General features: G+C 65.3%; 11 protein-coding genes. 8 read left to right on the top strand and 3 right to left on the bottom strand.

The genetic code is table 11. The features are described from left to right. The 7 genes from ABD115_RS00145 to pknB all read left to right on the top strand — a co-directional run. A partial coding sequence (locus ABD115_RS00145) for an FHA domain-containing protein (RefSeq protein ID WP_343956960.1) occupies positions 1 to 436 on the top strand: 436 nt, incomplete at its 5' end. Continuing rightward, the gene (locus ABD115_RS00140) at positions 433 to 1,008 is read left to right on the top strand and encodes an FHA domain-containing protein FhaB/FipA (protein WP_343956958.1); all 576 of its coding nucleotides are present in this window, start codon (positions 433 to 435) and stop codon (positions 1,006 to 1,008) included. The genes ABD115_RS00145 and ABD115_RS00140, both read left to right, overlap by 4 nt. Before the next feature lie 2 nt (positions 1,009 to 1,010). After that, positions 1,011 to 2,384 (top strand): PP2C family protein-serine/threonine phosphatase, encoded by a 1,374-nt coding sequence (locus ABD115_RS00135; RefSeq protein ID WP_343956956.1) that lies wholly within the window; start codon positions 1,011 to 1,013, stop codon positions 2,382 to 2,384. Further along, positions 2,374 to 3,756, top strand: coding sequence for an FtsW/RodA/SpoVE family cell cycle protein (locus ABD115_RS00130; RefSeq protein WP_343956954.1), 1,383 nt, complete (start codon positions 2,374 to 2,376; stop codon positions 3,754 to 3,756). Before ABD115_RS00135 ends, ABD115_RS00130 begins: the two co-directional genes overlap by 11 nt. Then, positions 3,753 to 5,240, top strand: coding sequence for a peptidoglycan D,D-transpeptidase FtsI family protein (locus tag ABD115_RS00125; protein ID WP_343956952.1), 1,488 nt, complete (start codon positions 3,753 to 3,755; stop codon positions 5,238 to 5,240). Before ABD115_RS00130 ends, ABD115_RS00125 begins: the two co-directional genes overlap by 4 nt. Next, positions 5,237 to 6,955, top strand: coding sequence for a protein kinase domain-containing protein (locus ABD115_RS00120; RefSeq protein ID WP_343956950.1), 1,719 nt, complete (start codon positions 5,237 to 5,239; stop codon positions 6,953 to 6,955). Before ABD115_RS00125 ends, ABD115_RS00120 begins: the two co-directional genes overlap by 4 nt. Positions 6,956 to 7,002: 47 nt before the next feature. Then, positions 7,003 to 8,736 carry a Stk1 family PASTA domain-containing Ser/Thr kinase gene (gene pknB / locus ABD115_RS00115; RefSeq protein ID WP_343956948.1) on the top strand — a complete coding sequence of 578 codons (1,734 nt, stop codon included), beginning with the start codon at positions 7,003 to 7,005 and terminating at the stop codon, positions 8,734 to 8,736. Between the two features lie 93 nt (positions 8,737 to 8,829). Here pknB and ABD115_RS00110 read toward each other — a convergent pair whose 3' ends face one another. The 3 genes from ABD115_RS00110 to ABD115_RS00100 are packed head-to-tail and all read right to left on the bottom strand — an operon-like array spanning position 8,830 to position 10,387. Beyond that, a complete protein-coding gene (locus ABD115_RS00110; RefSeq protein WP_343956946.1) occupies positions 8,830 to 9,468 on the bottom strand; it encodes an anthranilate synthase component II in 639 nt (212 codons plus the stop codon). Beyond that, positions 9,465 to 9,623 (bottom strand): hypothetical protein, encoded by a 159-nt coding sequence (locus ABD115_RS00105; protein ID WP_343956944.1) that lies wholly within the window; start codon positions 9,621 to 9,623, stop codon positions 9,465 to 9,467. Before ABD115_RS00105 ends, ABD115_RS00110 begins: the two co-directional genes overlap by 4 nt. Continuing rightward, positions 9,623 to 10,387: a class E sortase gene (locus ABD115_RS00100; RefSeq protein WP_343956942.1), complete on the bottom strand. Its 765-nt coding sequence runs from the start codon at positions 10,385 to 10,387 to the stop codon at positions 9,623 to 9,625. The genes ABD115_RS00105 and ABD115_RS00100 overlap by 1 nt, the downstream gene beginning before the upstream one ends. A gap of 60 nt (positions 10,388 to 10,447) precedes the next feature. Between ABD115_RS00100 and ABD115_RS00095 the strand changes: the two genes are divergently transcribed. Next, positions 10,448 to 10,723 carry a cell division protein CrgA gene (locus tag ABD115_RS00095; protein WP_343956940.1) on the top strand — a complete coding sequence of 92 codons (276 nt, stop codon included), beginning with the start codon at positions 10,448 to 10,450 and terminating at the stop codon, positions 10,721 to 10,723. The last annotated feature ends 100 nt before the right edge of the window (positions 10,724 to 10,823 follow it).

Genomic DNA, 10,823 nt, shown 5'->3' with positions numbered 1-10,823 from the left:
CGCCGATGAGTCGCTGACCGGCGGGGTACTGCAGGTCGACGCCACCCAGGTTGAGGGCGGGGTGAACTGGGTGGGTGCGATCGATGTCGACGGCCATCGCTACGAGCTCGCCCGTGGTGTGACGGTCGTTGGCCGCGGTTCTGACTGCGACATTCGCATCACCGACAACGCGGCATCGCGCAAACACCTCGAGATTATGTGGGACGGGCAGAGCGCGCTCGCCCGAGACCTCGGGTCGACAAACGGTTCGAAGATTGAGGGTCAGCGGTTCCGCGAGGCAAGGTTGCAGGCGGGCAGCGTGATCATGATTGGACAGACTGCGCTACGCTTCCAACTGGTGCCCGGCCGAACCGCGGCGCCGAGGCAGAGTAGTTCGGCGGCGACGCCGGGTCGCAGTTCTGCCGGAGTCGACCAAGATTTCTGGGGGGCCCTGTGAGCAGTGAACTCACCTTGCTCATCATGCGCATCGGCTTTTTGCTGATGCTGTGGTTCTTTATTTTTTCGATCGTCTACGCGCTGCGCAGTGATCTTTTCGGGGCCCCGGCCCGCAAGCTGCGAAGCGACAGCCCCGCAGTGCAGGCACAGGGCTCGCCGGTTTCGCAGGGCGCACAGGCCCCGACGCCGGCCCCCTCCCAGGCTCCAGCCGCAGCGACGCGGCAGGCACAGCCCGTCATAACGCCCTCGGGCGGCGCACTCCCCTCAGCCGGTGCGACCGGCCCGGCCCGCTCGCTCGTCATTACCTCGGGTGTTGCAACGGGCACCGCGATCCCGCTCGACGAAGATTTTGTGACAATCGGCCGCTCCTCAGACTCGACCCTCGTCATCGTCGATGAATACACCTCGACCTATCACGCGCGGCTCGCACGGTCGGGCAGCGAGTGGACACTCACCGACCTCGATTCAACCAACGGCACCCTGCTGAACGGCGAGAAGGTTCGCAAGACCGTGAGCGTCCCGACCTTCACCCCGGTGACCATCGGCAAGACCACCTTTGAGCTGAGGCCCTAACCGTGACATACGGGTATGCGAGCGCGGTTGCCTCTCACGTCGGCATGGTGCGCGCGAACAATCAAGATTCGGGCTACGCCGGGGACTACCTGTTTCTCGTCGCAGACGGCATGGGCGGCCACGCCGGAGGCGACGTCGCCTCGGCCCTCGTTACCCGCGACATTGCGAAGCTCGACGAGCCTCAGACCGGGGCGCCAGAGCAATCTGCCGAGCGGCTTCGCTCCTCGCTGCTCGCGGCGAACACGATGCTTCGCTCGACGGTCAAGGAGCACCACGAGCTTGCTGGGCTCGGCACCACATTCGTTGGCTTCCTCACGGTCGGCGACCAGCTCGCCCTCGCCCACATCGGCGACTCGCGACTGTACCTCTTCCGCGACGGCGACCTGCGCCAAGTCACGAAAGACCACACCTTTGTGCAGCGCCTCGTCGACAGCGGCCGCATCACCGAGGAGGAGGCGCAGTATCACCCGCGCCGCTCGGTGCTGATGCGGGTGCTCGGCGACGTCGAATCCTCGCCCGAGATCGACACGATGGTGCTCGACACCAGGCCCGACGACATCTGGCTGCTCTGCTCCGACGGCCTGTGCGGTTACGTCGGTGACGACGACATCGAAAAGATTCTGCGCCGCCGCAGGTCGCTCCAGGGAGCGGTCGACGACCTCATCGATAAGAGCCTGTCACACGGCGCCCCCGACAACGTCACCGTCGTGCTGGTCGAGCGCACCCCATCTGAGGAGCTTGCCGACGCTGCGCTCGCGGCCCCCGCGTCGGCGCAGCGCCCCGGCGACACCCTCGAGATCGGCGGGAAGCTCTTCGAAGACGAGGATCCGCTGACACCGGCCACCGGCGAGACCGAGGTGCCAGGCGCCCGCAACCCGCGATTCGTTGGCTCGGCAGCGACCGCGCCCCAGCTGCGCGACGGCACGACGAACACGGGCCGCACCAGGCTCGCCAATCGCCGCAGAATTCGGCGCCTTCCCGCCGTCGAGGAGAGCCACTTCGAGGCGCGCGCCGACGAGTACCTCGCGGAGCTGCTCGCGGAGACCCGCCGGGCGAACCGGCGCCGCCGCCTCATGTGGCTGCTCGGCGTCATCGCGGTGCTCGCCGCGCTCGGCGGCGCGCTGCTGTTTGGGTACCAGTGGACGCAGACGCGCTACTTCGTCGGCACCGACGGCGACACGGTGATTATCTACCAGGGCGTGCACCAAGATCTTGGTTCGCTCTCGCTCTATTCAGTCGCCGAAGACACCGGTATTCCGCTCGCGGCCCTCGACGGGCTCGAGCGTCGCACGATCGAGCGCACCCTCGGCGCCGGTTCGTTGCAGGAGGCCCGCGAGATCGTTGTGCGACTCGGGAGTGTGCCAGATGGCGAATAGCTTCGAGAAGAATCGCACGAGCGAGACGGTGCTGCAGCGCATCACCGCGATCCGCGCTCCCCGCAAGCTGCGCACGCTCGAGACCGCACTGCTCATTTTTGCCCTCGCAATCGGCATCGCCGCAGTCGTGATCATCGATCTCACCGTGGGGCAGCAGCTCTCGACGGCGCTCCTGCCCACCGGCATTCCATTCGTGATCTCGGTGTTTGCTCTGCACCTGCTCGTGCGCAAGATCGCGCCCGACGCAGACCCGCTGATCATGCCCATCGCGGTCATGCTGAACTCCATCGGCGTCGCGATGATCTATCGCATCGACCTCGGCAATGGGGTGAGCGGCTGGGGCGCCACGAGCGTGCGGCAGCTGCTCTGGTCAACGATCGCGGTCATCGTGGCAGGCGCGGTGCTATTCGTGGTGAAAAACCACCTCGTGCTCTATCGCTACACCTATCTCTTCGGCCTCGGCGCGCTCGTACTGCTGCTGCTGCCGATGCTGCCGTTCATCGGCCAAGAGCTCAACGGCGCCCGCGTGTGGATCCGCATCGGCTCGTTCTCCTTCCAGCCGGGTGAGATCGCAAAGATCTTCCTCGCGATCTTCTTCGCCGGCTATCTCGTGCGCAACCGCGACGCGCTGTCGATGGTCGGCAAGAAGTTCGCGGGCATCCGCTTTCCCCGCGGCCGCGACCTCGGGCCGCTGCTCGCGTTCTGGCTCGTCGCGATGCTCGTGCTCGTCTTTCAGCGCGATCTCGGCACGTCACTGCTCTACTTCGGCCTGTTCCTCTCGATGCTGTATCTCGCGACCGGCCGCATCGGCTGGGTCATCTTGGGCGTCGGCCTGTTCCTCGTCGGCGGAATCGTCGCGAGCCAGACCCTGAGCTACGTCGGGCGCCGCTTCGAGAACTGGCTGCACCCGTTCAACGACCCGACGAACGCCGGCTACCAGATGGTGCAGGGGCTGTTCGGCATGGCGAACGGCGGCATGACGGGCACCGGCCTCGGCCAGGGCTACCCCCACGATACGCCGGTCGCCGAGAGCGACTACATTCTGCCGAGCATCGGTGAAGAGCTTGGGCTGATCGGGCTGTTCGTGGTGCTCGCCGCGTACCTGCTGCTCGTCGGCCGCGCGATGCGCATCGGTTTCGCCGGGCAGGATGATTTCGGCAAGTTGCTGGCATCGGGGCTCGGTTTCGCCATCGCGCTGCAGGTCTTCGTTGTCGCCGGTGGCGTGACGCGCGTCATTCCGCTCACGGGGCTCACGGCGCCGTTTCTTGCGGCGGGCGGATCATCGCTCGTGTCGAACTGGATCATCGTCGTGCTCCTGCTGCTGCTCTCGAACTCGGTGCGCAACCGACCGAAGTTGGTGATTCGCTCATGAACAAACAGCTGAAATTCCTCTCACGCACGGTCTTCGGGATGTTTCTCATTCTGTTCGCCTCGGTGACGATGATTCAGTTCGTGAACGCCGATGAGCTGCGAAACAACCCGCTGAATCAGCGCACGATCAAAAACGGATACAAGGTCGAGCGCGGCTCGATTCTCGTCGACGGCGACCCGATCGCGTTCTCGTCTCCGACGAACGACACGTTCAGGTACCTGCGTGGCTACGACCCGGGCGGGCTCTACGCCCCCGTGACCGGCTACTACTCCAGGCAGCAGGGCATGACGGGCCTCGAGCTCGCCATGAACAAGGAGCTCACGGGCAACGCCGACGGGCAGTTCTTCACGCGCATTCAGAACACCCTGAACGGCGTCAAGCCGCAGGGTAGCTCGATCGACACCACGATCAACCCTCAGGCGCAGCAGGCGGCCTTTGACGCGATGCAGGAATTCGGCTTCGAGGGCGCGGTTGTGGCGATCGAGCCGAAGACGGGCCGCATCCTGGCGCTCGTATCGACGCCGACCTACGACCCGAATCTGCTCTCCTCGAACGACGACAGCGAGATCATCGCGAACTACAAGACGCTGAACGCCGAGGAGCTCAGGCCGCTCGTCAACCGCGCCATCGCTGGCGACCTGTACCACCCGGGCTCCGTGTACAAGCTCGTCACCGCCGCCGCCGCGATCGAGAGCGGGGCCGCTACGCCGTCAACAGAGTTCCCGAACCCGGCGAGCCTCACCCTGCCGCAGGCGAGCTCGGTCATGCGCAACTCGAACCTGCTCACGTGTGGCGACGGGTCGAAGGCCACGCTCGAAACGTCGATCGTCTACTCGTGCAACATTCCGATCGCCGAGATGGCGATGGACATGGATCGCACCGCGGTGCCGAAGATGGCGCGCGAGTTTGGTTTCGAACAGGAGCTATCGATTCCCATCGAGGTCACGCCGAGTGTGTCGCCCGTTCCGCGCGATAAGGCGCAGGTAGCGCTCGCGTCGATCGGGCAGCTCGATGTGCGCACAACGCCGCTGCAGGTGGCGATGGTGTCTGCCGCGATCGCGAACGGCGGCGAGCTGATGACCCCGCAGCTTGTCGACCGGGTGATCGCCCCAGACCTTCGCGTCGAGCAGGAGTTTGGCCCCGAGCTTCTTAACGAACCGATCTCAGCTGACACCGCCCAGGCGATAGCTGGAATGATGGAGAAGGGCGTCTCAGAGCCGACAGGTTATGCGCATGCCTCGGCGATCGATGGCGTGCGTGTCGCCGGGAAAACCGGCACGGCACAAACCGGCGAAGACGCCAATGGCAATGATCTTCCCTATACCCTTTGGTATACGGGCTTTGCGCCGGTGGACGATCCGAAGGTGGCCGTCGCTGTCGTCATCGCAAACGGGGGCGGATCAAGTTTTGATTTTCAGGGAAATTCGTCAGAACTCCCGACAGCAGTTGGAAAACGAGTCATGGAAGCGGTGTTGAACGGATGAGACCAGCAGCAGGGATCACATTCGGCGGGCGCTACGAGCTGAGCTCCCGGATCGCGGTGGGCGGCATGGGCGAGGTCTGGCGTGCGAGCGACAGCATCATCGGCCGCACCGTCGCCATCAAGATCCTCAAAGACGAATACATGGGCGACCCCGGGTTCCTCGAGCGCTTCCGCGCCGAGGCGCGTCACGCCGCGCTCGTCAACCACGAGGGCATCGCGAACGTCTTCGATTACGGCGAGGAGCAGGGCTCAGCGTACATCGTCATGGAGCTCGTTCCCGGCGAGCCACTCTCCGCGATCATCGACCGCGAGGGCCGCCTGCCGGCGAACCGCGTGCTCGGCATCGTCGCGCAGACCGCGACCTCGCTCCAGGCAGCCCACGACGCAGGCCTCGTGCACCGCGATATCAAGCCGGGCAACCTGCTCATCACGCCCGAGGGGCGGGTCAAGATCACCGATTTCGGTATCGCCCGCATCGCCGACCAGGTGCCGCTCACCGCAACCGGCCAGGTCATGGGCACGGTGCAGTACCTCGCGCCCGAGCAGGCCAGCGGCCACGCCGCGACGCCCTCGACCGATATCTATTCGCTCGGCATTGTCGCTTACGAGTGCCTCGCAGGCAAGCGCCCCTTCACCGGGGAATCGCAGGTCGCCATCGCGATGGCCCAGATCAACGACACCCCACCCGAGCTCCCGGCAGATGTGCCAGAGCCCGTGCGCAACCTCGTCATGAGCTGCCTATCGAAAGATGCGGCTGGCCGCCCGGAGTCGGCCATCAAGCTCGCGCAGGCCGCCACGGCGATCCACCGCGGCAACATCGACCTCGCTGCGAGCTACGTGCCTCAGGTGCGCGGAGCTGCTGAGGACCCGACGGCGACTATGGTGATGCCGCAGCAGCCCGGCTCCGACGCCGCGACGACCGTGATGCCGCGCACACAGGTGATGGACCCGACAGTCGCGCTCACCGAGAACGGCGAGGGCCAGCTCGAGGAGGAGCCAGAGAAGAAGCGGAACCGCTGGCTGTGGCCCATCGTCACGCTGCTCGCGCTGCTCATCATCATCGGCGGTGGCACTGCCTACGCGCTGCTGTCTGGCGGCGAGAAGGAGCCCGCAGAGACCTCGCAGACGACGACGAAGCCGACGAAGACGACCCCGAAGCCGACGAAGACCACCGCTCCGGTCACCTCGGCAACGGTCGACGAGAGCCAGATTCTTGGCAAGTCGTACGACGAGGCGCTCGGCTACCTGACGGGCCTCGGCTTCACGAACGTGACGCCGAAAGACGGCTCGCCTGTTCCCGACGACCAGGTTGGCCTCGTTTCTGCGGTCTCGCCAACCGGCAAGACCGAGTTCAACGAGCTCATCACCCTCACCGTGAACGTCGCCTACGGCACCCCGCCGACACCGCCGGCCCCGACCGCCGCGAGCGCAACGGCCACCGTTGGGGGCACGATCGTAATCAAGGCGCTGCGCGCGGAGTGCCCCGCGGGGCTCTCCGTCGGGGGCTTCGACGTGCAGCTCAGCGACCCGTCGCTCGGCCAGCTCGCGAACAACCCCAGCGCGAGCGGTGTGACCATCAACGCGCTCGCCCCCGGCACGCTCAACATCACCTACAGCTACCGCTGCGAGGGCCCGCAGCCCCGCGATTCCGGTGTTTCGGCCCCCGTAACCATTACGATTGCGCCACAACAGGGCGAAGGAGAGAACCAAGACTAGCGAATAGGGCTATTGACCAGGGACTTGGGCAATAGACTTTGGTGCAGATGTTTGGAAGTTCGGAAGAGGTGAGTATGTCGGAGGCCGCTGGCGGGGCAAACTCGCGAGTGCTCGGTGGGCGCTACGCAATCGGCGAGTTTATCGGCCAGGGCGGCATGGCGACCGTGTACCGCGGCACCGACATCAAGCTTGGCCGACAGGTCGCGATCAAGGTCATGAAGTCTGAGCTTTCGGGCGACGAGCAGTTTCGCGCCCGCTTCAGGCAGGAGGCACAGTCGGCCTCGCGCATGGCCCACCCGACGATCGTGCGCGTCTTTGACGCCGGCGACGACCTCATTCAGACCGCGGAGGGCGCGAAGCGGCTCCCCTTCATCGTGATGGAGTACGTCGAGGGCACAAACCTCAGGCAGTTCATCGAGGAGAACGAGCTCTCGCAGACCGAGGCGGCCCGCATCGTGGAGTCGGTGCTCACCGCCCTCGAATACTCGCACCGCGCCGGCATTGTGCACCGCGACATCAAGCCTGCCAACATCATGATCACCAAGTCGGGCCAGGTCAAGGTCATGGACTTCGGCATCGCCCGGGCCGTCTCAGAAACCTCATCGACGCTGCAGCAGACGACCGCGATTCTCGGCACGGCTGCCTATTTTTCGCCCGAGCAGGCAAAGGGCGAGTCGGTCGACGCGCGCACCGATCTCTACTCGACCGCCGTGCTGCTCTACGAGCTCCTCGCGCGCGACGTGCCCTTTCGCGGTGACACGGCGGTTGCGGTCGCCTACCAGCACGTCAGCGAACGGCCGAAGCCGCCGAGCGAGCGCAACCCCGACGTACCGCCAGAGCTCGACCGCGTCGTGCTCTACGGCCTCGGCAAAGACCGCGCGAAGCGGTTCCAGACCGCCGCCGAGTTTCGCGATGCCCTGAGCGTCGCCGCGAGCGGCCAGATGCCGAACCTGCCCCGGCACGACACGCAGAACACCGTGCTGTTTTCGTCGGGCGAAGAGGTCTCGGAGTCAGACCTCGCCCTGCGCCAGCTCGCGGAGGGCGGCGGCAGCCGCACGCAGAGCCGCCCGCCGGTGATGTGGACGTGGGCGGCGATTCTCACAATCGCCGCGATCGTCATCGCCGTCGTGTTCTGGCTCGTGAACCTCGTGCCCAACGAGATCTCGCCGTCGACCGTGCGCGATATTCCCGACCTCACGAACCAGACCCGCTCCGAGGCGGTCTCCACACTGCTCGAGCTCGATCTCAAGCCCATTCAGATCGATCAGGTCGACGAAACCGTTCCAAACGATCACGTCATTTCTACCGACCCCGAGCCGGGCACCTCGGTGAACGTGGGCGACGAGGTCACACTCTACATTTCGACGGGGCCCGAGCAGGCCGATGTGCCCGCGTTCTCCGGCCAGTCTCAAGACAGCTACACCGACTCCCTCGAGGCGCTGGGGCTCACCGTTGGCCAGGTCACGACGCGCGACGACGCCGTCGCGCCCGCGGGTCGCGTGCTTGAGGTATCGCCAGAGCCCGGCACCAAGCTGAAGGCTGGCGAGTCCGTCAATCTCGTCGTGGCGAGCGGTCAGGTCGATATTCCCGACGTCATGAACCAACCGTTCGAGACCGCACGCAACCTGCTCAGCGGGTTGAACCTTGACCTCGAGTGGGCACCGCAGACGGTGCAGGCGACCGGGTGCAGCTTCAACGAGCAGCTGCTCATCACCGGGCAGTCTGTTGTGGGTTCAAACCCGCAGGGTTCGAAGCTTATCGTCAGCTACTGCGCCGGCTAAGCGGCGCGGCACGGACCGCGCCCGACCAGCGCCGCTGGGATCGCGGCCCGACCAGCGCCGCCGCAAGCCGGGCCGCCTCCGACCAGCGTCGCGCTAGTCGCTCGCGATGAGCGGCGAGAGGGTCGCAGCGATCTCGGCTGCGTTGTCGAGCCCGACGATGCGCAGCCAGTTGCCGAGCTGCTGATACCCGCCCTCGGTGAGCACCGACTCCGGGTGGTACTGCACACCGTAGATTGGCAACTCGCGGTGACGCAGCGCCATCACGACACCGCCACTGGTCTCGGCGGTGATCTCGAGGCTGTCTGGCACCGTGTCGCGCACGACAGCAAGCGAGTGATACCGCGTCGCGTCGAACTCTGCGGCGACGCCAGCGAAAAACTCGTCGTCGCTGTGGCGCACCCGCGAGACCTTGCCGTGCATGAGTTCGCTGGCATGCGTGACGGTCGCGCCCAGCGCCTCTGCGATGGCCTGGTGCCCGAGGCACACCCCGAGGAGCGGCACGCGCTGTTTCAGGGCGATGTCGACCATCGACAGTGAGACACCGGCGGCCCCGGGGGTGCCCGGGCCGGGTGAGATGAGCACGCCGTCGAACTGCTGCACGAGCTGCGCCAGCTCGCCGACGCTCACGTCGTCGTTGCGAATCACCCGGGTGTCTGCGCCCAGCTGCTGCAGGTATCCGTTCAGCGTGTAAACGAAGCTGTCGTAGTTGTCGATCACCAGAATGCGCGTCATGTTCCCACCGTCGATTCTTGTTCGGGCAGCATCTCGAGCACCCACGGGTACACGTAGGTAATGAGCGCCCAGACGAGGGCGACCGCTGCGAGGAGCAACACTATGACCCGGAGCCAGGCGGGCCCGGGGAAAAACCGCCAGAGAAGTGAGAACACTATGCTTCGCCTCCCGCAATCGCTGGGTTGAGTTCGATGAGCTCCGCTGGCGGGCCCTCGCCGCGCGGCTGGAAGCTCTCGAAGACGGTGTACGCGATCGCGCGCTCGTCGGTGCCCCAGTTCTTCGGGTGGCACGTGGTGAGCGTCATAATCTGATCGGTCGGTTCGATGCCCTCCATCCGTGGGAAGGAGTTCAGCACCTCGCCCTCGGTGGGCCAGACGTATTCGAGCGAGCGGAAGCGGTAGGTGTACCAGCCGTCGACGGTCTCGAAGAAGAGCGGATCGCCGACGCGCAAATTCATTACCTCTTTGAAGGGCGTGATGTAGCCCCCGGAACGGTGGGCGGCGATGGCGAAGTTGCCGTTCTCGCCCGGCATAGCGCTGTTCGGGTAGCGGCCGATGCCCTTGTCGTCGTAGTTCAGCGTCTCCCACCAGCCCGTGCCCTCGGCGACGTTGTTCACAAAGGTCGTGCCGAACGCTGGCACATGCAGTTGCCCAAACACCTCGCCGAGGGCTGGCACCTCGGGCACGGGAACGGTGCCGTCGAACGGCGGCCTGGCGGCCGCCTCCGCGTCCCACCTTGCCGAGGTCTCGTGAGATAGTTCGAGCTGCTTGCCCGTCACGACGACGCCCGTGTGCCAGGGCTGCCACACGATGTAACCGAACACGGCGAGGCCCCCGACGATGAGCAGCTCGCCAATCACCGTGAGCGGGCTCAGGCGAGCGCGGCGCCGGCGCCGTCTGGGTGAGAGTGCATCGTCCATTTGTAGCCATTCTAGAGCGATCACACTGGGCACTGGCCACGAACTGGGTAGACTGTGCTCATGGCAGCAGCGAGTAAAGAAGTCAGCAAGCGCAGCGCGGCAGAGATCGCGGCACAACGCGAGGAGCGCCAGGCCGCTCGAAAGAACGCACCCAACCCGGTGTGGTTCAAGCCCGTGATGTTCGGTTTCATGCTGCTCGGGCTCGTGTGGATTGTGTTGTTCTACATCACGAGCTCAAACCTGCAGCTGCCGATTCCGCAGCTCGGCCAGGCAAACATCTTCGTCGGATTTGGCTTTGTGCTCGTTGGCTTCCTCATGACCCCGTGGTGGAAGTAATCCACAGGTTCAACCGAACTACACCGGTGTAATTCTCCCCAGCTGGGGAGAAGCCTGTGGATAACTTTTCACAGGCCTCGGCTTCCACCGGAAACGCAAA

It is taken from the genome of Leucobacter albus (genome assembly GCF_039528015.1).
GTDB lineage: Bacteria > Actinomycetota > Actinomycetes > Actinomycetales > Microbacteriaceae > Leucobacter > Leucobacter albus.
The sequence above is the reverse complement of the archived record's forward strand: the minus strand, read 5'-3'. Positions and strand labels throughout refer to the sequence as shown.